This is a genomic window from Cupriavidus sp. 96C5-1 (genome assembly GCF_057798855.1).
The window spans coordinates 77,843-96,927 of the sequence record NZ_JBYOJU010000039.1 but is presented as its reverse complement, the minus strand read 5'-3'; the positions used below and the strand labels follow the sequence as shown (position 1 = coordinate 96,927).

Here is a 19,085-nt window from a genome sequence, read left to right as displayed (position 1 = left end):
TTCGAGACCAGGACGTTGATAGGCTGGGTGTGGAAGCGCAGTAATGCGTTAAGCTAACCAGTACTAATTGCCCGTAAGGCTTGATCCTATAACCAGTGTGTTTCTCCTGGTTGAGTATCGCGTGCCATTGGCCGATACGCACAACCCCAACTACATCCCTATTCGCTGCGTTGACCGAGTCAGCGCGGCACACCGTTTATGCCTGGTGACCATAGCGAGTTGGAACCACCCCTTCCCATCCCGAACAGGACCGTGAAACGACTCCACGCCGATGATAGTGCGGATACCCGTGTGAAAGTAGGTAATCGCCAGGCTCTCCCTTGAAACCCCCCAGTACGATAGTACTGGGGGGTTTTGCTATTTGCCGCCGGCACAGGGCTATCTGAATTACGCCTCTATCCAGCCCGTGGACATGCCGGTGCCAGTCGAATCTGCGGCACAATACGTAGCGCAAGGTGCGCTTTTACGGGGAAACGCTCAAGAACCGAGCCGGGCGGAACCTTTCCTGCCCCTTATCCCTTCACTATCCTTAACGCGTTGTCACCTTCTCCTCGTACGCCACTCCCTTTACCCATCCGATGCAAGCTGACCTCACTTACCCGCAAAGCGATTTCCTGAACGCCGCACGCAAGGAGCGAAAGCGCGTCGAAGTCTACCTGGTGAATGGCATCAAGCTGATCGGTTCCATCGAGTCGTTCGACCAGTTTGTCGTGATGCTGAATGCACCCGGCGGCGTGCAGACCATTTACAAGCGAGCGATATCGACCATTCAACTGGCGACCGGCGCACGCCAGCCGGCCCCAGGAGTGCATCGGGAGTCTCGCCCGATCCGGGATAATGAGTCCAGGCTGCCCAATGAGCCCGCGGTAGCGCCCCAGCCCAGGATGGCGACCGAGTCCAGGATACCTGTGGTGGTCAAACGGAAACGCCGTTCCATCGCTACCGATGGTGGAGACGAGTAAATCCATCCGGCACCGAACCAAAAGAAGCAAAGAGCCCGCCCGGCCATGCCGCGGCGGGCTTTTTCTTGTTCGCCAAATTGTGGGGGAAGCGTTGAGGGGGGAGCCCAGAGACGCAGCGGCCCGCACTGACGCGTTCTCCCACTTTGCTTGAAAAGTGACTCACGTTTTACATTTAGTGGTCTTGATGAATCACTGCTATGCTTTTCACTGCACCGTCCCGCAGCATGAGCGAGACATGTCATTGAATCCCATCCGAGGAGGTCCAGATGACAACTGCAGCAGCCTCTCAACGATTTCAGATCTTGGCGCTGTCGGGCGGGGGCTATCGTGGGCTGTATACGGCCAAATTGCTGGCTGACTTCGAGGACGAGATCGGTGCGCCCATCGCCACCCGGTTTGACCTTGTTACGGGCACTTCGATTGGTGGCATCCTGGCACTGGCCATTGCGATGGAGATTCCGGCGCAGCGCATCGTCGAACTTCTCGCTAACCGTGGTGGAGAGATTTTCAAGCGGCGCTGGTCGCTGGCAGGGATATGCCGCGCGCCATTTTCTTCAGTGCCGTTGCAGGCGCTACTCGGCGACGACAAGATATTCGGCGATCAGCTCCTCGGCTCATGCAAGCATCCGGTCATTATCCCGGTGATCAATTACTCGACCGGCAGGCCGCAGATCTTCAAGACCCCGCATCACCCGGATTTCAAGCGGGATCACAAATGCCGGCTGGTGGACGTGGCCATGGCGACAAGCGCAGCCCCCGCCTACTTTCCGCGCTATACGTTCAACAACAACCAGTATGTTGACGGTGGCCTCTATGCCAATGCGCCCGGCATGCTCGCGGTTCACGAAGCACAGGCATCCCTGGGGCAATCGACAGACCATATCCACGTGATGGCAGTCGGCACCATGTCCTCCAAGTTCACCGTCAACCCGCGCCGGAACCGGGAGGGCGGGACCTATGACTGGGGCGGCGTCAACCCGGCAAACATGCCAAAGAGGGTGTTTGGTTTGTCGATATCGGTACAAGAGGCACTTAGCGATTTCATGCTTGCGCATCTGCTTTCCAATCGCTATTTTCTGGTCGACGACGATCTTACCGATCAGCGTGCGCGCGCGGTTGCGCTGGATAGGGCCGATAGCGCGGCGAAGGAAGTATTGCTTGGCGCCGCCACGGAACGTTCCAAGATCTGCATCGGCAACGAAGATTGCCGATCCTTCCTGAGCCATAGGGCTGGCGCGCCAACGTTCTACTATGGCGCACACACCAATCAAGCAAGCTAAGCACCGCCAGGGGGCGCAAGCGGCTCCGCGCATGGCGGCGCGCATATTCGCATATGCGTGTAAAGTGCGCTGCGGTTACCCCGCCTGCGGGGCAGATTCCGCCGGTACGGCCGTTGGGGCCGGACGTGTGTCGATCGTGTTGATTCCTGGAGTGCGCTGATGCAAGAGAGAGGGGCTGGGCCGGCCCGCCAGATCCTGGTTCTCATTGGGCCAGGCAGCCAGGCTTCGGACGTGGTGTCCATTGCCGAGGTATTTTGTTCCGCCGCGCGCTATGCCAATCGCGCACCGGCATATCGGGTGGATCTGATCAGCGTGGATGAAGGGCCATGCCGCCTCAGTTCGGGCATTGTCGTGCAGCCCGGCAGCTGCGTGTCGGCATGGGATGGACCGGTCGATACCCTGTGGGTCGCAGGTTTCCCCGGCATGTCCCCCCTGGTCTCGGACGCGGCCGTACTGGACTGGCTTCGCCGGTTGGTACCGGATTGCCGGCGGGTCGCTGCCAGTTGCACGGCCAGTTTTGTGCTGGCCGAGGCGGGCTGCCTCGATGGGCGCCGCGCAACCACGCACTGGCAGATGGCGGATCAGTTCGCCGCGCGTTATCCCGCGGTCCGGCTTGACGCCGATGCGGTGTTTGTCGAGGACGGCCCGATGTGGACTTCGGCGGGCATGTCGGCCAGCGTGGATGCGGCGCTGGCGATGGTCGAAGCCGACTGCGGCCGCACGGCCGCCCTGCGTGTGGCCCACGACATGATCCTGTACGCCAGGCGCAGCGGCGGCCAGCCGCAGCTCAGCAGCCGCCTGGCAGCGCAGTTCGCCGAGATGCCGGCGATCCAGCAATTGCAGCTATGGATTTGCGACAACCTGCGCGAGGATCTGGCGGTGGAGCGGCTGGCGGAGCGCGTGCATATGAGTCCGCGCAATTTTGCCCGTGTGTTCCTGCGCGAAACCGGACACACGCCGGGGCTGTTCGTCGAGCGGGCGCGGGTGGAACTGGCGCGCGGGCTGCTCGACGAAAGAATGCCCCTGCAGGATGTGGCGAGCCAATGCGGGTTTCTCAACGCCAATGCGCTGCGCCGGGCTTTCGTCAGGCAGGTGGGATTGCCGCCAGGCGGCTATCGTCAGCGCAACGGCTAGCGAGAAACGGCTGGTATGACGGCTTGCCCCGCATAGCGCAGCCATTGCCCGTCGTCCGGAACCGCCACGCGCTCGCCCAGGCCGTGTTGCGCCAATACCTGGCGCATGCCCGGGCGCGTGAGGCGCGCCCAGGGGAGCGCCTCGAAATGTACGGCCACGATGCGGCTGCGCGGTGCGCGCCTGGCCACTTCGAGCACGTCCTGCGCGGTCATCGTTACGGCGGGTCCCTGCGCAAACTGCGCCGCGCCGGCGTTGACCACGATGACATCGGGCTGGTGCCGGTCCAGCGCCTGGTCGACTTCGTCGCAATGGACGGTGTCGCCAGCGATATACAGCGTGGGCTCGCCTTCCGCCCTCAATACGAAGCCCGAAACGCCGCCCATGATGGATTCGATATCGCCATGGCCGTGGCGGCCGCCGGTGCGCTCGATCTCGACGCCACGGTGGCGCAGGCCGTGCGCGACCGGCACGACGTGCAGGAAGCCCTGTGCTTCCAGCGTCGCGGCGTCGCCGGGCTGGCAAAAGACCGGCAGCGCGCGCGGCAGACTGGCGCGGGCAGCGGCATCCCAGTGGTCTTCGTGAGCGTGGGTCAGCAGCAGGCCGTCCAGGTCCGCGACGACGGCGGCCACCGTGACCGGCAACGGCGTTAGCGGGAAGCCTTGTGTGTGCCCGGCTTCGCGCATGTGGACCGCGCCGATGTATTCGGGAAGCGGGCCCAGGGCGGCCGTCCGGGCCAGCATCGGATCCACCAGCAGGGTCAGTCCGCCATAGCGCAGGCGTAGCGTGGCATTTCGGATGAGTTGCAGTTCCATCGGAGTCCTTTATCGGATCGGGGATCGGGTTACGATGGAAACCATGATGCAATGCCGGCGCGAAATGCAAAATGACAAGATTGCGTCAGTTGCTGCCAAGTGCCGGCGATCCCAATCCATCCAAGCCTATCCAAACGCTTGCCGGATCATTTCCCCGATCTCATGCCGACGGACCACCGGCATGCGTGAAGCCGTGGAAACAATGCTGATCGCGGCCTCGCCCGCCAGCGGCAATGGCTCCGGGGCCCATCTTGCCGGCGAGCTGTTCTCGCAGGCGGTGGGCATGAAGATGACCCACGTGCCCTACAAGGGCGTCTCGCCGGCCTTGCCGGACCTCTTCTCGGGGCAGGTGGCGATCATCTTCGACTCGGTGCAGACCATGATGCCGCAGGTGAGGGCGGGCAAGCTCAAGGCATTGGCCATTACGAGCCCGGCGCGCTGGCCGGCGGCGCCCGAGGTGCCGACCATGGCGCAGGCCGGCTATCCGGCGGTGACGGCCAGCAGCTGGATCGGATTGCTGGCGCCGGCCAGGACGCCGAAGGACGTGGTGGGGAAGCTGTCTGGCGAGATGGATGCGGTGCTGCATCAGCCGGAGGTGAAGGCGAGGCTGATCGAATATGGGATCGATCCGGTCGGGGGATCGGCCGGGCAGTTCCAGTCGTTTATCCAGGAGGAAGCGGTGAGATGGGGGCCGTGGTCCGCAAAGGGGGAATCAAGGCCGAATAACGATACGGATAATCAAGCGGCGTGGCGCCAGCAGTCCGCCGGTGGCTGTTGGCGGCGGCAAGGCGCGCTTCCCTAGCGCCGACCGGCGTACCCGGCGCTGCGCGCGAGGGGCGGGCCTGAGCCCGGGACAGCGCCTAGCAGGTAGGTCCTCAGCTCATCGCGTTCAGTGAAGGTGGGCGCGGCCAGCCAGTAGACGAACTCGTCGCGCCAGTTCTCCCAGGCGTTCTCGTCGAAGTCGAATTCCTCGTCCAGCCGCCCGCCGTCGCGCAGGTAGGTGCCGACCACGCGGGTGCCGTCCCAATAAGCCACCGCCACGTCGGTCAGATCCGCCGTGGTCCCGGCCGGCAGATCGCGCAGCAACATAGCCAAGTGCGCCTTGAACGATGCGAATTCGTTTGAGGTCATCGCCTGCTCCGCTTCTGGGGACGAGTATGTTGAAAGGATGCACCCGATCCCATGGCGCGTCAATTTTCAGCCTGGTCCGGCACGTGCGGCGCCTGCCGCCTGATTACGCGGCAAGGGGGATTCGGTTCATCCGAACGTACCCTGCGCCAGGTCTTTCTCGAAGGCGGTGGTCCATGCGGTGCCATGTCCGATCCGGTATTCCCTTTCCTTGAGCGTCGACCTGCGAACGACGGTGACATAGCCCTGGAGAGGATAGACCTCGTCCACGACATCCGTCGTGTCGGTTTCCTGCAGCAGGAAGTCGGCCTCGGCAAGCTGGTGGCGGTGCAGGATGGCGACGAAATCCGCCTTTTCGTCCGGTGCGATCACTGACATTTGGCGTCCCCCGATGTTGAACGCTTGACGTTTCCAAGATAGCACACGGGCCGGCGTCGCAGCGAGCGCGCGCGCGTTCAGGCGCGTGCCCGCAGCCGTCCTGCCGGGTATCTGCCAGCGCTGTGAAGCATGAAGCGCTCGCCCGGCCCTGAGGGAATCGAACGGACGCGAACCGTCCTGGCGGGCAGCGGCATCGCCCTGCTGCGCCGGATGCGGTACGCGCCGCCCTGGCACGGCTTGCCTGCCTGGCATCGCGGTTGACCTGCTCGACCTGCCTCCCACCTTCTATAGTCAACCATATGGACGAACACAGCGAGTCACCACCTTCACCACCTCCACCTCGTTCCTCACCTCAACCGAGTGGCCATGTCTGACGCTTCCTTCGTGCATGCTCACGCAGCCCATGGCGACTGGAAGGTGGCCCTGGCCGAGTGCCAGCGGCAGCTTGACGCGCAGACGGCGGCGCGCCAGGCAAAGCCAGGCGGGGCCGCGCCATTCACGCTCGGCTGGTGCTACCTGAGCGACTATTACGCGCCGGCGGCGGAGGCCATGCTCGCTGCGCTGCAGAAGCGCTGGCCGGGCGTGGCCTGGGTAGGTACGGCAGGCGTGGGCGTCTGCGCCAACGGCGTCGAGTTTATCGACGAGCCTGCCGTGGCGCTCATGTTGGCGGCATTGCCGCGCACCGCGTTCCGGCTGTTTTCCGGGCGCCAGCCGTTGCCTCCGGCATCCTCCAGCTTCGTGCCCCATACCGCGCTGGTGCATGCCGAAGGCAGCACGCCGGATGTCCAGGACCTGCTGCGCGAGCTGAGCATGCGTACTGCCACGGGCTACCTGTTTGGTGGCCTCTCGTCGGCGCGCGACCGCACGCTGCACATCGCCGATGGCGTTTTCTCCGGTGGCCTGTCGGGTGTGCTGTTCGGCCCCGAGATCGGATTGATCTCCCGCGTGACGCAAGGATGCCAGCCGATCGGGCCGGCGCGCGCCGTTACCCATGCCACGCATAACCTGCTGTTCGAACTGGACGGCGAGCCCGCGCTCGACTGCGTCTTGCGAGATCTCGGACTCGAACGCGATGTGCCCGACGAGACCTTGTCGCGTATGCTGTCCGCCACGCTGGTGGGCCTGAACACGAGCGCCGACGATGCGCCCGGGCTGCCTGGCAGCTTCGGCACGGATACCGTGGTGCGGCATCTGCTCGGCGTGGACGTGCAGCACCGGGTACTGGCGCTGGCGGACGTGGCCGAGCCCGGCATGCGGGTGGCCTTCTGCAGGCGCAATCCCGCGGCGGCGCGGGTGGACCTGGTGCGCATCGCCACCGAGATCCGCGCCGAACTCGAGAGCGGTGTGGCTGGCCAGGCTTTGGGCGCGCTCTATATCAGTTGCTCGGGCCGGGGCGGACCGCACTTCGGCGCGCCGCATGCAGAGCTGCAAACGGTGCGCAATGCGCTGGGCGATGTGCCGCTGGCGGGATTCTTCGCCGGCGGCGAGATCGCAAGGGATCACCTTTATGGCTACACCGGGGTGTTGACGGTCTTCACGGAGCGCTGAGCAGGCATGCGCGCGCTGTTCGAACCACGGCTCGTCAATGACGCCTTCGGCGACCCGGGCCTGTTCGTGGACTTTCGCGACGAGCGGCGAGCGCTGCTGTTCGACCTTGGCGACATCACCGGGCTGATGCCGGGCCAGCTGATGCGTCTGTCGCATGTGTTCGTCAGCCACACGCATATGGACCATTTTTCGGGCTTCGACCATTTGCTGCGGGTGCTGCTCGGGCGCAAGGCCGGCATCGTGCTGTACGGCGGGCCCGGTTTCCTGGCGCAGGTCGAGCACAAGCTGCGCGCCTACACCTGGAACGTGGTCCATCGCTATGCGGTCGAGCTGGTCATCGAGGCGCGTGAACTGCGGCTGCAAGGACAGACGCAGTGCGCGCGTTTTTCCAGCCGCCGCCGCTTTGCGCGCGAGCCTGCCCCGCCCATCGCCCGCACCAGCGATGTGGCGCACGACGAGACCACCTTCCGCGTACGCGCCCGCTTCGTCGATCACGAGACGCCTTGCGTGGCCTATCTGATCGAGGAGAAGGCTCGCCTCGGCGTCGACAAGGACCGGCTGGCGGCGCTGGGGCTGACCACTGGCGCCTGGCTGCGAGAGCTGAAGCACGCGGTACTGAACGGCGCCGCGGACGACTCGCCGATCCTGGTGCGGTGGCGCGACCGGGGTGGCGAGCACGCCCTGACCCGGCAAGTCGGCGAGCTGAGCCATCTCGTCCTCGACGCCATACCCGGGCAGCGCATCGGCTACGTGACCGACTTGCGCTATACGGACGCGAACGTGCGGACCCTGGCCGAACTGATGCAGGGCGTGGACCTGCTGTTCATCGAGAGCGTCTTCCTGGACGAGGATAAGGCGCACGGCGTGCGCAAGAACCACCTGACGGCGGCTCAGGCCGGCCTGATCGCGCGCCGCCTCGGCGCGCGGGCGGTCGTGCCTTTTCACTTCTCGCCGCGCTACCAGGGGCGGTCGGCCGCATTGATTGCCGAGGTGCAGGCGGCATGGTCCGGCGCGCCGGGCACGGTACAGGGATAGCGATGCGCTGATGCGCTACCAGGGAATCGGCTGGCGATCGCGGAAGAAGCCGCCGCTGGGTCCGTCGTCCGGCAACGTCGCCAGCCAGACCACGGTGTCGATGCCCTGCTCGGGCGAACGCGGCGCATCGGGGCCGCCGAGGCCGGTGCGGCACCAGCCAGGGCATACCGCGTTGACCTTGACGCCGCTGGCGGCCAGCTCGGCGGCCAGGATGCGGGTGACGGCATTCAGCGCCGTCTTCGATATACGGTAGGCCGGCACACCGCTGGCCATCTCCGCAAGTTGCCCCATGCCCGAGGACAGGTTGACCACCCGGCCGGCGTGGCTGGCGCGCAGCAGCGGCGCCAGCGCCTGCGTGACCCGCAGCGCGCCGAAGAGATTCGTCTCCAGGGTGCGGCGCAAGGTATCGAGCGGCAGCGTCAACAGGCTGGTGCTGTAGCGGTCTAGCGAGACGCCGGCGTTGTTGATGAGCACGTCCACGCGGCCGAAGCGTTCGGCCAGCCACTCGCCAAGGGCGGCTACCGAATGATCGTCCGTGACGTCGAGCGGGTGGCAGGCGATCGGGCAGCCGGCCAGATCGGGTTCGAGCCGCAACGCTTCGAGATCCTGCGCCTGGCGTGCCGTGGCTACGACCAGGTGGCCTTCCACCGCAGCCAGGTGGCGCGCGGCGGCGCGGCCGAGACCGCGGCTCGCGCCGGTGATGACGGTGACGGGCTGGCTGGCCATGCTGGACGCTAGACACTAGCAGGTGAGATGCAGGATCGCATTGGCATGGCGAGGGTGGGCTTCCAGCTTCGCGATGGCTTCGGCGGTCGGCAGGATGACCAGTTCGACGTGGCGATGCCTGGCCTCTCGCCTCACGTCTTCCATGACGGGCAGCGCCCCGGTGCCGGTGCCGATCACCAGCCGGCTGCAATTCCAGGGTATGTCTTCCATGACCGACAGCGGTGTATGTCCATAGGCGTCGCGGAACTGCCTGGATGGCCTCTTCTTGCGTTTGCGGACCTGCCCGCGATCGATGACGACATCGTACCGGTAAGTCACCCCATCAATACACAGGGTCCCAAAGGAAAATGCTTCGAAGCGCATACTTGGCTCCACCAGAACGCTGGCGGCGACCGGGCAAACCGGCGGCGTCGTCAGCTTCGTAAAACGCGCCCTTCATTTCGCCTGCCCGCCTTGTGCCTGGCACCAGGGCCGTGGATCTTCGCTGCCGGCTTCGCCGGATACGATGCGAGCCGGAACCTGCCATGATGCGGCACGGCCCTGGCCCGATGATGATGAAACGGCCTTCCCGGGTAGTACGCAGCCTGCAGCAGGGCGGCCGATGGCGCAGGTTCGCCTTGCAGCCAACTCCGGATCGAGACCAGATCGGCCATGCGCCGGCGGTGAGACGTGGCGCCCATCAGCACAATGATCACCGGACTGTTCTGCACGTTCACCTCCAGCGCGATGCAGTAGCCGGCTTCGTTGATGAAGCCGGTTTTCGACAGCAGGACGTCCCAGCCGGGCCGGCCAAGTACCGGCGAGCTATTGTGGTAGTGCAGCATCCGTCCGTTCACCTCCACCCCGTATCCCGAAAGCGTGGTGAATTCGTGGATCAGCGGATAGCGCGACGCCGCCTCGGCCATGCGTGCGACATCGCGCGCGGTGGAGATATTTTGCGGCGACAGTCCGGTGGCATCTTCAAAGTGGGTGCCCGTCATGCCCAGCGCGCTGGCCTTCCCGTTCATCGTCCCGACAAAGGCAGAGTGGCCGCCTGCCATGCCGCGCGACAGCGCCGAGGCCGAGCGGTTCTCCGACGACATCAGAGCCAGGCGTAGCATCTCCATGCGCGCCAGGGTCGTGCCGACCGGGATGCGGGACGACGAGTGCTTGAGCCGGTCGATGTCGCCGGCGTCGACGGTGAGCGCTTCGTCCAGTGCCGGATGCTGGTCCAGTACCACCATCGAGGTCATCAGCTTGGTCAGCGAGGCCAGCGGCGCGGGTTCGTCGGGGTTCTTCTCCAGCAATGCCTGGCCATGCGCCACGTCGTACACGACCGCGCTGCGCGAATACAGGAATGGCGCCTGCGCGCCCGCATTCAGCGACGCGATGCCAAGGAGCAGGCAGGCGGCGAATGCTCTTGTTTTCTCCAGCCATTGGGGCAGCAGGCGGACAGCCGGATTCCGGCAGCGCGGAAAAGCGGAGAAAGCCATCCCTGGTTCCCGGGGCAGGCCAGTTGACGCCATGAATCACCACCGCTTCGCTGCAGCACGAGGACAGGCCCGGCACGCGCAGGGCCTACGCCTTTATATTATTGGAGACCCGGCCGTGAATACAGTGCGGAATCGAACGATATGGCGTGGCGCCCGGATTTCCAGAACGACATGCTCGTGGACTGTCCATGCGGATATCGGCGCGGATGCCGATGACGTCGCGGGCGTGCCCCCTGTGACTATCGCGATCCATCGGAGGGGCACTGCCGGCCGCCTTGCAAGGGCCGCCGCGCTCCGGAGAAAAGAGGACTAAACTGGTTCTAGTTGGCAATCGCGCAATCGCGCAATCGCGGGTACGGGTGGAGGCGATGCTCAGACTAAGCAAACTGACCGACTATGGCACGGTGATCATGACGCACATGGCGCGCGATCCGGGCCGGATCCATAGTGCCGCCGAAATCGCCGCCGAGATCGGTGTGGCGGTGCCGACCGCGAGCAAGATCCTGAAGATGCTCGCCCGGCAGGACCTGTTGCATTCGCTGCGCGGTGCGAAGGGCGGCTACCTGCTGGCGCGGGCGCCGCGGGATATCTCGATCGCCCAGGTCATCGATGCCATGGAAGGCCCTGCCGGCCTGACCGAATGCAGCATCGCAGCCGGCCTATGCGCCCAGGAAGATTCCTGCGCCATCCGCGCCAACTGGCAGCGCATCAGCCTGGCCATCTTTCATGCCCTGGATGGCGTGACGCTGGCGGACATGACGCAACCGACATGCCACCCGGTGGACATCGGCATGCTGCACGCCTGGAAGGCGGCCGGGCGCAAGCAGGCATTCGAGTGACACACGGCAACCAAAAGGCAGACCATGGCAACCCCGGCGCACACGCTCGACACACTGATCGGCCAAGGCTATCGGCATGGCTTCTACACGCCCGTGGCAACGGACACGGTGCCGTGCGGCCTGAGCGAGGACGTGATCCGCATGATCTCGGCCATAAAAGGCGAGCCGGAATTCATGCTGGAGTGGCGCCTCAAAGCCTATCGTCACTGGCTGACGATGTCCGAACCGCACTGGGCGACGGTCAGGCACCCGCCCATCGACTACCAGGCGATCGCCTACTACTCCGCGCCGCGCTCCCGGAAGGCCGGTCCCATGACGCTGGAGGAGGTCGATCCGGAGTTGCTGCGCACCTACGAGAAACTGGGCGTGCCCCTGCAGGAACGCGAGCTGCTTGCGGGCGTTGCCGTGGACGCTGTGTTCGACAGTGTGTCGGTGGCGACCACCTTCAAGCGCAAGCTGGGTGAGCTTGGCATCGTTTTCTGCTCTTTCTCGGAGGCGGTGCGGGAGCACCCCGGGCTGGTGCAGCAATACCTCGGCTCGGTCGTGCCCTACACCGACAACTACTTCGCCGCGCTCAACTCGGCGGTGTTCAGCGATGGCTCTTTCTGCTACATCCCGTCCGGCGTGCGCTGCCCGATGGAGTTGTCCACGTACTTTCGCATCAATGCGCAGAAGACAGGGCAGTTCGAGCGTACCCTGATCATTGCTGACGAGGGCGCTTACGTCAGCTATCTGGAAGGCTGCACCGCGCCGATGCGCGATGAGAACCAGCTGCATGCCGCGGTGGTGGAACTGATCGCGCTGGAAGACGCGCAGATCCGCTACGCGACGGTGCAGAACTGGTATCCGGGCGACAAGGAAGGCAAGGGCGGCATCTATAACTTCGTGACCAAGCGCGGCGACTGCCGCGGCGCCCGCTCGAAGATCTCGTGGACCCAGGTGGAGACCGGCTCGGCTATTACCTGGAAGTATCCGAGCGTGATCCTGCGGGGCGACGACTCGGTCGGGGAGTTCTATTCGGTGGCGCTGACCAACCACTACCAGCAGGCCGATACCGGCACCAAGATGACCCACCTCGGCAGGAACACCAGGAGCACGATACTTTCCAAGGGTATCTCGGCCGGCCACGGCAGCAACGCTTACCGCGGGCTGGTGAAGATGGCGAGGAGCGCGATCGGCGCACGCAACTATTCGCAGTGCGATTCGCTGCTGCTGGGCGACAAATGCGCGGCCCATACCTTTCCCTATATCGAAGTGAAGAATCCCACGGCCCGCGTCGAGCACGAGGCCTCCACCTCGCGCATCGGCGAGGACCAGCTGTTCTATTGCCAAAGCCGCGGCATCGGCCCCGAGGATGCGGTATCGATGATCGTGAACGGCTTTTGCAAGGAAGTGTTCAAGGAGCTGCCGATGGAATTCGCGGTGGAAGCACAGAAGCTGCTGGGCGTCAGCCTGGAGGGCAGCATCGGCTGAGGGGAGCGCGCAAGGCGGCGCCCCGCTGCAGCCGCATCGGAGCATAGACACGGCCATGCTTGAAATCCGCAACCTGCACGTCAGCGTCGACGACAAGCCTATCCTGCGCGGCATCGACCTTGCCGTGAAGGAAGGAGAGGTGCATGCCATCATGGGTCCCAACGGCTCCGGCAAGAGTACCCTTGCCCATGTGCTGGCTGGACGGGACCGCTATGTCGTGAGTGCGGGCGAAGTCCTCTACGACGGCGCGAACCTGCTGGGCATGCCGCCCGAAGAGCGCGCGCGCGCTGGCATTTTCCTGGCCTTCCAGTATCCGGTGGAGATCCCCGGCGTCTCGAACATCTATCTGCTCAAGGCCGCGCTCAACGCTGTGCGCAAGCACCGCGGCGAGCCGGAGCTGGACGCCATGGATTTTCTCGCGCTGGTCAAGGACAAGCTCAGGCTCATGGAGATGGACCCGGGCCTGCTTTACCGCTCGGTGAACGAGGGCTTCTCCGGCGGCGAAAAGAAACGCAACGAGATCCTCCAGATGGCGGTGCTGGAGCCCAGGCTCGCCATTCTCGACGAGACCGACTCCGGCCTCGACATCGACGCGCTCAGGATCGTCGCCAGCGGCATCGGCGCCATGCGCGGCCCGCAACGCGCCATCGTGCTGGTTACCCATTACCAGCGGCTGCTCAACTACATCGTGCCGGACCGCGTCCATGTGCTGGCGCAGGGCCGAATTGCCAGGTCCGGCGGGCCCGAGCTGGCGCTCGAGCTGGAGCGCCATGGCTATGGGGGGGCGGAGACACAGGCCTTCGCCGCCACGGAGTCGCAGGCATGAGTATAAGCGGCGTGGAACACTATATGGCCGAATTTGCCCGCGTCGCGGCCGCCTTGCCCGGCCGGCGATTGCCCTGGCTTGCACGCGCGCGCCAGCAGGCGCTGGAACACTTCGCGCAGACCGGGTTTCCGACGCTGCGCCACGAGGACTGGAAGTACACCAGCGTGGCCGCCATCGAGCGCAGCCGTTTTGCCGCGCAGCCGGGGCAGTCCGGCAAGCCGGACACCGCCCTGGCCGCGCGGATCGCGTCGCTTGCCTTGCCCGACGCGCATCTGATGGTATTCGTCGACGGCCGCTACCAGCCGCAATGGTCGCGCATCGGCGCGCTGCCGGCCGGAGTGGAACTGGTCAGCCTCGCCGCCGTGCTGGAGTGCGCGCCGGAGCGCGTGGAAGCGCTGCTTTGCGGCAGCGCCGGCGGCTACCCGTCCGGTTTCGCCGCCTTGAACGCGGCCTTCATGGCCGACGGCGCCTGTATCCGCCTGGCGGCGGGCGCTGCTCCCGAGCGGCCGATCCACCTGCTGTTTCTCGCCACGGAGCCGGAACTGGCCATCCATACGCGCAATTTCGTGACGGCGGAAGCGGGGAGCCAAGTCTGCATCGTGGAGCATCACGTGGGCATGGACGGCCTTGGCTACCTGACCAATAGCATCACCGATATCGCGGCCGCGCGCGATGCGCAGGTCGAACACCACAAGCTGCAGCAGGAGAGCCTCAAGGCGTTCCACGTCGCCGGCGTGAACGTGGACCAGCGGCACGGCAGCCGCTTCACCTCCAGTGCCTTCGCCCTGGGCGGCGGGCTGGCGCGGGTCGATATCCAGGTCGGGCTGAATGCCGCGCGCGCCGACTGCTCGCTCGACGGGCTGTACATGACCGGCGGCCGGCAGCATATCGACCACCACACCCGCATCGACCATGCCAGCCCGGACGGAAAAAGCCGCGAGTTCTACAAGGGCGTGCTGGGAGGCGCCTCGCGCGCTGTCTTCAACGGCAAGGTGGTGGTGCATGCCGATGCCCAGCACACCGATGCGCACCAGTCCAACCGCAATCTGCTGCTGTCCGCGGATGCCGAGATCGATACCAAGCCGCAGCTGGAGATCTATGCCGACGACGTCAAATGCAGCCACGGCGCCACTGTGGGCCAGCTCGATCCCGAGCAGATCTACTACCTGCGTTCGCGCGGGGTGGACGATGCCTCGGCCCGGGCGCTGCTGACCTTCGCCTTCGCCGGGGAGATGGTCAAGCGGCTTGGCCTGGCTTCCTTGCAGGCGAGGCTGGAGACACTTTTGCGCGGGCACCTGCCTGCGCCGGTGAGGGCGCTGCCATGAACACGGCCGCCGACGAACGCAGCGCTTTGGGACGCGTGGTCCCGGCCGCCGGCCTGGACGTCATGCGGCTGCGGCAGGATTTCCCGATCCTCCGGCAGACGGTCAACGGCAAGCCGCTGGTCTACCTGGACAACGCCGCCACCAGCCAGAAGCCACAAAGCGTGATCGACTGCGAAGCGCATTACTATGCGGCGCTCAATGCCAATATCCACCGCGGCGTCCATACCCTGAGCCAGCGCGCGACCGATGCCTACGAGGCGGCGCGCGACGCCGTGCAAGGCCTGATCAACGCCGCCCGCCGCGAGGAGATCGTGTTCGTGCGCGGCACCACCGAGGCGATCAACCTGGTGGCGGCGAGTTACGGGCAGCGCTTGCGGCCCGGCGACGAGATCCTGGTCACCGCCATGGAGCATCACTCCAACATCGTCCCGTGGCAGCTGGCATGCGAGCGCACGGGCGCCAGCCTGCGGGTGGCGCCGATCAACGACGCAGGCGAGCTGCTGCTGGAAGAATTCGAACGCCTGCTTGGCCCCCGGACCAGGCTGGTCGCGCTGACGCATCTCTCCAACGCGCTCGGCACGGTCAACCCGGTGCGGCAACTCGTCGAGCTGGCGCATGCCAGGGGCATTCCGGTGCTGGTCGACGGCGCCCAGGCCGTGCCGCACTTCCAGGTGGATGTGCAGGCGCTCGATTGCGATTTCTATGCCTTCTCGGGACATAAGCTCTATGGCCCCACCGGCGTCGGCGTGCTCTACGGCAAGGCCGCGCTGCTCGATGCCATGCCGCCTTACCAGGGCGGGGGCGACATGATCCGCGAGGTCACCTTCCGCAAGACCACCTACAACGCGCTGCCCTTCAAATTCGAGGCCGGCACGCCCAATATCGCCGGCGTGATCGGCCTGGGCGCAGCGATCGGCTATGTGAGCGCGGCCGGCCTGGCCGCCATCGCGGCCCACGAACACGCGCTGCTGGCGTACGCCACCAGGCAGGCTGCGCAGATAGCCGGCCTGCGCATCATCGGGACGGCCGCGGACAAGGCGAGCATCCTCTCCTTCGTCCTGGATGGCGTGCATCCCCATGATGCCGGCACCATCCTCGACCTGGAAGGCGTGGCGGTGCGCGCGGGGCACCATTGCGCCATGCCCGTGATGGCGCGGTTCGGCGTGCCCGCCACGCTGCGCGCGTCCTTCGCGCTATACAACACGCGAGAAGAAGTGGATGCGCTGTTCGGTGCGGTGCGCAAGGCGCAGGAGGTATTTGCCTGATGTCCGATCTGCTCGATCTCTACCGGGAAGTCGTCGTCGACCACAGCCGCTCGCCGCGCAATCGCGGGCGGCTGGCGGGAGCGAACCGCAGGGCCGAGGGGTTCAACCCGCTGTGCGGCGACCGGCTGACGCTGTACCTGAAAGTCAGCCATGGTGTGATCGAGGATGCCAGCTTTGACGGCGCCGGCTGTGCCATCTCCACCGCCTCGGCATCGCTGATGACCGAGGCGCTGAAGGGTAAGAGCGAAGCGCAGGCGCAAGCGCTGTTCTCCAGCTTTCATGCCTTGGTGACCGGATCGGCCCCGGCCGGCGTGCCGCTGGGCAAACTGGAGGTGCTGGGCGGCGTACGCGAGTTTCCGGCGCGTGTGAAGTGCGCAACGCTGGCCTGGCATACCATGCAGGCCGCCTTGCACGGCAGCGCCGAGCCGGTTTCAACGGAGTGAAGCGATGAGCATGATCGATTGGCTGCGCAAGGCCGAGGCGCATGAAGACAGGCCCGAGCCGGACCTGGACACGCTGGAGGGGCGGGTGATAGAGGCGCTGCGTACCGTTTATGACCCCGAAATACCGGTCAATATCTACGACCTGGGCCTGGTCTACAGCCTGTCCGTGGACGAAGCCGCCGGCAAGGTCGGCATCCGCATGACGCTGACTGCGCCAGGTTGTCCGGTGGCGCAGGCCTTCCCCGGCGTGGTGGAGGGCGCTGTGATGGAAGTCAGCGGCGTGGACGAAGCCGAGGTCGAGCTGGTGTGGGATCCGCCCTGGTCGCGAGAGCGGATGAGCGAGGCAGCGCGGCTGGCGCTCGGGTTGTTGTGAGATGAGCGATTGGGTCGACGTTGCGCCGGCTGACGCGTTTGCGCCCGGGACCAGCCGTACCGTCGATGTCGACGGGGTGCAGGTCGCGGTTTTCAATGTGGGCGGCAGCTATCGTGCCGTCGAGGACATGTGTTCCCACGAAGCGGAGCCGCTTTGCGGCGGCGACGTGGAGGGCGAGGAAGTCGTCTGTCCGCGTCACGGCGCGCATTTCTCGCTCATCACCGGCGAGGCGCTGTCTCCGCCGGCCTGCGAACCGGTGGCGATTTTCCCGGTCCGGGTCGAGGGCGGCAAGGTGCAGGTGAGGGACGATCGCTGGGATTAGGCCGCGCCATGCATTTCCCCGATTCCGATTCCGATTCCGATTCGTATTCCGATGGATACCCCCTGCGTTCCCGGCAACGGACTATCGTCTCGGGCACCAACCCATCCGCGGAGGCTTGTCATGTCGCGCACGCTGATCGTCCTTGGCCTGATCCTGGTGGCGGGCGGACTCCTCTGGCCATGGCTATCCAGGCTCGGACTCGGTCACTTGCCCGGGGATATCGTGATTCATCGTCAGCACCTCCACCTGTACTTTCCGATCACATCGTCGCTGCTCGTTAGCGCGGTGGCATCGTTGATCGTCTGGCTGATCGGCCGGTGATGCGGGCGGCTGGCCCGTCGCCGGGACGCGGGCCGCGGCGTTGCCTGGGCTTTGTCCCGGCGCCGCTCCGGCATATATTGAAAGTCCGCCCAGCGCGATCTTCCGGATGTCCCATATGCTGTACAAGTTCATCGAGTACCAGCGCTCGCTGCTCGCGCCGTGGTCCGCCTGGGCGGCGCAGGCCACGCACGCCTTTGCCGATCCCGGCAGTCCCTTTGCCCATGTTCCCGGGGCGTCCTGCCTTGCCGCGGGCTATGACTGGCTTCACCGGCTAGGCAAGACCTATGGCAAGCCTGCCTTCGGCGTCGCCGCCGTCGACCCCGTGGGCCGCATCGTGCCGGTGGACGAGCAGGTGGTGCTGGAGGGGCCATTCTGTCGTCTGCTGCGATTCGCGCACGGTCCGGCCACCGCGCCCGGGCCGAGGCCGGCGGTGCTGGTGTGCGCGCCGCTGGCGGGCCATCATGCCGTGCTGTTGCGTGAAGTGGTGGAAAGCCTGCTGCCCGCGCATGAGGTCTATGTGACGGATTGGAGCGACGCGCGCTATGTGCCCCTGGCCGAGGGGGCATTCCACCTGGACGACTATGTCGGCCTGATACAGTCGTTTATCCGCCATATCGGCGGCCAACGCCTGCATGTGCTCGCCGTCTGCCAGGCCACCGTGCCGGTACTGGCGGCGGTTTCGCTGCTCGCCAGCGCCGGCGAGCCGACGCCGAGAAGCCTGGTCCTGATGGGCGGTCCGATCGACGCCCGCCGCAACCCGACCGCGGTCGACCGCCTGGCGGCCCGCCATCCGCTGGCGTGGTTTCAGTCCAACCTGATCTACGCGGTGCCGGACCACTATCCCGGCGCGGGCCGCAGGGTGTACCCGAGCTTCCTGCAGCATGCCGGCCTGATGATGGCGCATCCGGCCCGCATCGTGGGTTCGCAGTGGGACTATTATCTCGATCTGCTGCAGGGCGACGCCGAGCGCGCGCCGGTACACCGGCGCGCTTGCGACGAGTACAACGCGGTGCTCGACATGGCGGCCGAGTTTTACCTGGACACCATCCGCGTCGTGTTCCACCAGTTTCGGCTGGCGCGCGGCAACTGGAGCGTGCAGGGGCAGGCTGTGCGGCCACAGGACATCCGCGACACGGCGCTGCTCACCGTGGAGGGAGAACTGGACGACATCTCCGGCCGCGGGCAGACCCAGGCGGCGCACGACCTGTGCCGCGGCATCGCCGCGCGCCGCAAGCGCCACGTCACGGTTCGCCAGTGCGGCCACTATGATCTGTTCTCCGGGCCATTGTGGCGAACCGTGGTTTATCCCGCCGTGCGCGACCTGTTCCGGCAATATGCCTGAGGGCGCATGGCATGCATGGACCGGCACGCTCGCTGCGATCCGCCGGCAGTCCATGCGGTGTAGCGCTTGCGCCACCTGTAT

Annotated in this window: 22 protein-coding genes and 2 rRNA genes; 18 read left to right on the top strand and 6 right to left on the bottom strand. The window is 65.6% G+C overall.

Annotation, left to right across the window (positions count from 1 at the left end; all coding sequences use genetic code 11):
* The 5 genes from AC3FOF_RS32980 to AC3FOF_RS32960 form a co-directional block, all read left to right on the top strand.
* Positions 1-88: ribosomal RNA gene (locus tag AC3FOF_RS32980) — 23S ribosomal RNA — on the top strand; the annotation flags it as partial.
* 113 nt (positions 89-201) lie between these two features.
* Positions 202-314, top strand: a 5S ribosomal RNA gene (gene rrf / locus AC3FOF_RS32975).
* Positions 315-578: 264 nt separating this feature from the next.
* Positions 579-962: an RNA chaperone Hfq gene (gene hfq / locus AC3FOF_RS32970; RefSeq protein ID WP_017227929.1), complete on the top strand. Its 384-nt coding sequence runs from the start codon at positions 579-581 to the stop codon at positions 960-962.
* Between the two features lie 266 nt (positions 963-1,228).
* Positions 1,229-2,242 (top strand): CBASS cGAMP-activated phospholipase, encoded by a 1,014-nt coding sequence (locus tag AC3FOF_RS32965; RefSeq protein ID WP_035813096.1) that lies wholly within the window; start codon positions 1,229-1,231, stop codon positions 2,240-2,242.
* 159 nt (positions 2,243-2,401) lie between these two features.
* Positions 2,402-3,376 (top strand): GlxA family transcriptional regulator, encoded by a 975-nt coding sequence (locus AC3FOF_RS32960; protein WP_488728995.1) that lies wholly within the window; start codon positions 2,402-2,404, stop codon positions 3,374-3,376.
* Here the strand turns inward: AC3FOF_RS32960 and AC3FOF_RS32955 are convergent.
* A complete protein-coding gene (locus tag AC3FOF_RS32955) occupies positions 3,373-4,188 on the bottom strand; it encodes an MBL fold metallo-hydrolase (RefSeq protein ID WP_488728994.1) in 816 nt (271 codons plus the stop codon). The genes AC3FOF_RS32960 and AC3FOF_RS32955 overlap by 4 nt on opposite strands.
* A 181-nt stretch (positions 4,189-4,369) precedes the next feature.
* On the opposite strand from AC3FOF_RS32955, the gene AC3FOF_RS32950 reads away from it, so the two are divergent.
* Positions 4,370-4,990, top strand: a complete 621-nt coding sequence (locus AC3FOF_RS32950) for a tripartite tricarboxylate transporter substrate-binding protein (protein WP_276265383.1) — start codon at positions 4,370-4,372, stop codon at positions 4,988-4,990.
* Here AC3FOF_RS32950 and AC3FOF_RS32945 read toward each other — a convergent pair.
* Positions 4,987-5,319 (bottom strand): hypothetical protein, encoded by a 333-nt coding sequence (locus tag AC3FOF_RS32945; protein WP_017227934.1) that lies wholly within the window; start codon positions 5,317-5,319, stop codon positions 4,987-4,989. The genes AC3FOF_RS32950 and AC3FOF_RS32945 overlap by 4 nt on opposite strands.
* A gap of 126 nt (positions 5,320-5,445) precedes the next feature.
* Positions 5,446-5,694, bottom strand: coding sequence for a hypothetical protein (locus tag AC3FOF_RS32940; RefSeq protein WP_017227935.1), 249 nt, complete (start codon positions 5,692-5,694; stop codon positions 5,446-5,448).
* Positions 5,695-6,060: 366 nt separating this feature from the next.
* Here AC3FOF_RS32940 and AC3FOF_RS32935 point away from each other — a divergent pair, with 366 nt between their 5' ends.
* Positions 6,061-7,242, top strand: coding sequence for an FIST signal transduction protein (locus AC3FOF_RS32935; protein ID WP_276265382.1), 1,182 nt, complete (start codon positions 6,061-6,063; stop codon positions 7,240-7,242).
* A 6-nt stretch (positions 7,243-7,248) separates the two neighbouring features.
* A complete protein-coding gene (locus AC3FOF_RS32930; protein ID WP_488728993.1) occupies positions 7,249-8,277 on the top strand; it encodes a ribonuclease Z in 1,029 nt (342 codons plus the stop codon).
* Positions 8,278-8,292: 15 nt separating this feature from the next.
* Here AC3FOF_RS32930 and AC3FOF_RS32925 read toward each other — a convergent pair whose 3' ends face one another.
* Genes AC3FOF_RS32925 through AC3FOF_RS32915 form a run of 3 tightly spaced genes read right to left on the bottom strand, consistent with a single transcriptional unit; the run spans position 8,293 to position 10,475 of the window.
* Positions 8,293-9,003 carry an SDR family oxidoreductase gene (locus AC3FOF_RS32925; protein WP_017227938.1) on the bottom strand — a complete coding sequence of 237 codons (711 nt, stop codon included), beginning with the start codon at positions 9,001-9,003 and terminating at the stop codon, positions 8,293-8,295.
* 15 nt (positions 9,004-9,018) lie between these two features.
* Positions 9,019-9,366: a hypothetical protein gene (locus AC3FOF_RS32920; protein ID WP_017227939.1), complete on the bottom strand. Its 348-nt coding sequence runs from the start codon at positions 9,364-9,366 to the stop codon at positions 9,019-9,021.
* Positions 9,367-9,416: 50 nt separating this feature from the next.
* Entirely contained in the window at positions 9,417-10,475 is a 1,059-nt protein-coding gene (locus AC3FOF_RS32915) for a D-alanyl-D-alanine carboxypeptidase family protein (protein ID WP_488728992.1), read from the bottom strand.
* A gap of 368 nt (positions 10,476-10,843) precedes the next feature.
* Here AC3FOF_RS32915 and AC3FOF_RS32910 point away from each other — a divergent pair, with 368 nt between their 5' ends.
* The 10 genes from AC3FOF_RS32910 (at position 10,844) to AC3FOF_RS32865 (ending at position 19,004) form a co-directional block, all read left to right on the top strand.
* The gene (locus tag AC3FOF_RS32910) at positions 10,844-11,314 is read left to right on the top strand and encodes an SUF system Fe-S cluster assembly regulator (RefSeq protein WP_017227941.1); all 471 of its coding nucleotides are present in this window, start codon (positions 10,844-10,846) and stop codon (positions 11,312-11,314) included.
* A gap of 24 nt (positions 11,315-11,338) precedes the next feature.
* The gene (gene sufB, locus AC3FOF_RS32905; protein ID WP_017227942.1) at positions 11,339-12,787 is read left to right on the top strand and encodes a Fe-S cluster assembly protein SufB; all 1,449 of its coding nucleotides are present in this window, start codon (positions 11,339-11,341) and stop codon (positions 12,785-12,787) included.
* 55 nt (positions 12,788-12,842) lie between these two features.
* Positions 12,843-13,613: a Fe-S cluster assembly ATPase SufC gene (sufC, locus tag AC3FOF_RS32900; protein WP_017227943.1), complete on the top strand. Its 771-nt coding sequence runs from the start codon at positions 12,843-12,845 to the stop codon at positions 13,611-13,613.
* Positions 13,610-14,938, top strand: a complete 1,329-nt coding sequence (gene sufD / locus AC3FOF_RS32895) for a Fe-S cluster assembly protein SufD (protein WP_051078510.1) — start codon at positions 13,610-13,612, stop codon at positions 14,936-14,938. Before sufC ends, sufD begins: the two co-directional genes overlap by 4 nt.
* A complete protein-coding gene (locus AC3FOF_RS32890) occupies positions 14,935-16,203 on the top strand; it encodes a cysteine desulfurase (RefSeq protein WP_017227945.1) in 1,269 nt (422 codons plus the stop codon). Before sufD ends, AC3FOF_RS32890 begins: the two co-directional genes overlap by 4 nt.
* Positions 16,203-16,646 carry a Fe-S cluster assembly sulfur transfer protein SufU gene (sufU, locus tag AC3FOF_RS32885; protein WP_017227946.1) on the top strand — a complete coding sequence of 148 codons (444 nt, stop codon included), beginning with the start codon at positions 16,203-16,205 and terminating at the stop codon, positions 16,644-16,646. Before AC3FOF_RS32890 ends, sufU begins: the two co-directional genes overlap by 1 nt.
* Before the next feature lie 4 nt (positions 16,647-16,650).
* Positions 16,651-17,019: an SUF system Fe-S cluster assembly protein gene (locus AC3FOF_RS32880; RefSeq protein ID WP_017227947.1), complete on the top strand. Its 369-nt coding sequence runs from the start codon at positions 16,651-16,653 to the stop codon at positions 17,017-17,019.
* Position 17,020: 1 nt separating this feature from the next.
* The gene (locus tag AC3FOF_RS32875) at positions 17,021-17,341 is read left to right on the top strand and encodes a Rieske (2Fe-2S) protein (RefSeq protein ID WP_017227948.1); all 321 of its coding nucleotides are present in this window, start codon (positions 17,021-17,023) and stop codon (positions 17,339-17,341) included.
* Positions 17,342-17,461: 120 nt separating this feature from the next.
* On the top strand, positions 17,462-17,662 hold the full coding sequence (locus AC3FOF_RS32870) for a DUF2905 domain-containing protein (protein WP_017227949.1): 201 nt from the start codon (positions 17,462-17,464) through the stop codon (positions 17,660-17,662).
* 115 nt (positions 17,663-17,777) lie between these two features.
* Positions 17,778-19,004, top strand: coding sequence for a polyhydroxyalkanoate depolymerase (locus tag AC3FOF_RS32865; protein ID WP_488728991.1), 1,227 nt, complete (start codon positions 17,778-17,780; stop codon positions 19,002-19,004).
* Positions 19,005-19,085: the final 81 nt, after the last annotated feature.

What these genes read in the sequence shown, in the direction of transcription:
- AC3FOF_RS32950 (WP_276265383.1), top strand. Translation starts at nt 4,370, where the DNA reads ATGCGTGAAGCCGTGGAAACAATGCTGATCGCGGCCTCGCCCGCCAGC.
- sufB (WP_017227942.1), top strand. Translation starts at nt 11,339, where the DNA reads ATGGCAACCCCGGCGCACACGCTCGACACACTGATCGGCCAAGGCTAT.
- AC3FOF_RS32925 (WP_017227938.1), bottom strand. Translation starts at nt 9,003, where the DNA reads ATGGCCAGCCAGCCCGTCACCGTCATCACCGGCGCGAGCCGCGGTCTC.
- AC3FOF_RS32890 (WP_017227945.1), top strand. Translation starts at nt 14,935, where the DNA reads ATGAACACGGCCGCCGACGAACGCAGCGCTTTGGGACGCGTGGTCCCG.
- AC3FOF_RS32920 (WP_017227939.1), bottom strand. Translation starts at nt 9,366, where the DNA reads ATGCGCTTCGAAGCATTTTCCTTTGGGACCCTGTGTATTGATGGGGTG.
- AC3FOF_RS32865 (WP_488728991.1), top strand. Translation starts at nt 17,778, where the DNA reads ATGCTGTACAAGTTCATCGAGTACCAGCGCTCGCTGCTCGCGCCGTGG.
- hfq (WP_017227929.1), top strand. Translation starts at nt 579, where the DNA reads ATGCAAGCTGACCTCACTTACCCGCAAAGCGATTTCCTGAACGCCGCA.
- AC3FOF_RS32955 (WP_488728994.1), bottom strand. Translation starts at nt 4,188, where the DNA reads ATGGAACTGCAACTCATCCGAAATGCCACGCTACGCCTGCGCTATGGC.
- AC3FOF_RS32930 (WP_488728993.1), top strand. Translation starts at nt 7,249, where the DNA reads ATGCGCGCGCTGTTCGAACCACGGCTCGTCAATGACGCCTTCGGCGAC.
- AC3FOF_RS32915 (WP_488728992.1), bottom strand. Translation starts at nt 10,475, where the DNA reads ATGGCTTTCTCCGCTTTTCCGCGCTGCCGGAATCCGGCTGTCCGCCTG.
- AC3FOF_RS32910 (WP_017227941.1), top strand. Translation starts at nt 10,844, where the DNA reads ATGCTCAGACTAAGCAAACTGACCGACTATGGCACGGTGATCATGACG.
- sufD (WP_051078510.1), top strand. Translation starts at nt 13,610, where the DNA reads ATGAGTATAAGCGGCGTGGAACACTATATGGCCGAATTTGCCCGCGTC.
- AC3FOF_RS32870 (WP_017227949.1), top strand. Translation starts at nt 17,462, where the DNA reads ATGTCGCGCACGCTGATCGTCCTTGGCCTGATCCTGGTGGCGGGCGGA.
- AC3FOF_RS32940 (WP_017227935.1), bottom strand. Translation starts at nt 5,694, where the DNA reads ATGTCAGTGATCGCACCGGACGAAAAGGCGGATTTCGTCGCCATCCTG.
- AC3FOF_RS32960 (WP_488728995.1), top strand. Translation starts at nt 2,402, where the DNA reads ATGCAAGAGAGAGGGGCTGGGCCGGCCCGCCAGATCCTGGTTCTCATT.
- AC3FOF_RS32880 (WP_017227947.1), top strand. Translation starts at nt 16,651, where the DNA reads ATGAGCATGATCGATTGGCTGCGCAAGGCCGAGGCGCATGAAGACAGG.
- sufC (WP_017227943.1), top strand. Translation starts at nt 12,843, where the DNA reads ATGCTTGAAATCCGCAACCTGCACGTCAGCGTCGACGACAAGCCTATC.
- AC3FOF_RS32965 (WP_035813096.1), top strand. Translation starts at nt 1,229, where the DNA reads ATGACAACTGCAGCAGCCTCTCAACGATTTCAGATCTTGGCGCTGTCG.
- AC3FOF_RS32875 (WP_017227948.1), top strand. Translation starts at nt 17,021, where the DNA reads ATGAGCGATTGGGTCGACGTTGCGCCGGCTGACGCGTTTGCGCCCGGG.
- AC3FOF_RS32935 (WP_276265382.1), top strand. Translation starts at nt 6,061, where the DNA reads ATGTCTGACGCTTCCTTCGTGCATGCTCACGCAGCCCATGGCGACTGG.
- AC3FOF_RS32945 (WP_017227934.1), bottom strand. Translation starts at nt 5,319, where the DNA reads ATGACCTCAAACGAATTCGCATCGTTCAAGGCGCACTTGGCTATGTTG.
- sufU (WP_017227946.1), top strand. Translation starts at nt 16,203, where the DNA reads ATGTCCGATCTGCTCGATCTCTACCGGGAAGTCGTCGTCGACCACAGC.